This window comes from Seonamhaeicola marinus (assembly GCF_008085455.1).
Genome location: NZ_VSDQ01000033.1, coordinates 1 through 782, shown reverse-complemented (window position 1 = coordinate 782; position 782 = coordinate 1). Strand labels below are relative to the sequence as shown.

The 782-nt window shown below is 30.7% G+C and carries 1 protein-coding gene; it reads right to left on the bottom strand.

The genetic code is table 11. The annotated features are described in order from the left end of the window. Positions 1–606: dimethylarginine dimethylaminohydrolase family protein (locus FUA24_RS00220; protein WP_394344171.1), on the bottom strand; the 606-nt coding region annotated here is incomplete at its 3' end. Positions 607–782 lie beyond the last annotated feature (176 nt).

Sequence of the window (782 nt, the reverse complement as noted above, 5' to 3'; positions counted from 1 at the left end):
AAAACAACAATCTAGATGCAATGCATTTTCTTTGGCATTGGTATTAGATTTTCTAAGCTCAAAAGCTTTAACTTTTTTATGCGGAAATAATGTTTTAATGGCATTTACCGCTTGTATATTAGTTCTAGCTGTAATAATATCTGGGTAGTCTTTACCTGTGTACGTTCCAATAAAAATGTAGTCGTTCCATGGCATTACATCGCCACCTTCAACATGGCATTCTTCGGGTAAAATAATTCTATCGCTTTCATCAATTTTATTCCAAACATACCTAATAGCTTCAATTTCTTTATCTCTGTCAGGCAATATATTTGCTCTAATAATTTTATTGTCAATTACAAAAGCAATATCTCTAGAAAAAATTTGATTACAATTTTTTAAAACATCGGGTCTGTAAACTGTAACATCGTACTTTTCTAGCACCTTGGCTACAGAATCCATTTCAAAAATCATATCTTCTTCTTTTGGGTAGGTACCTGCTAAAACGTGTTCAACACTTTTAGGGTCATAACAATCTTCAACTTTAGGTGTTGGACCACAACTTTCAGCTGTACCCAAAATAACGGCTCTTAACCTAGAGGTTTCATTTTGAATATTTAACTTCACTTCGTTTTAATTTTAAAGTTTCAAAGCTAGTGATAAAAAAGTAATTTTTGAATAATTCTTAAAAATAAGTATTTATACAAAAAAAGCTTCACGGAAAAACCGCAAAGCTTAACAATTATTTAAAATAGCAATGTATTATCTATCTGAAATTGCCTTGAATTTTCTTTCAGTTTCAC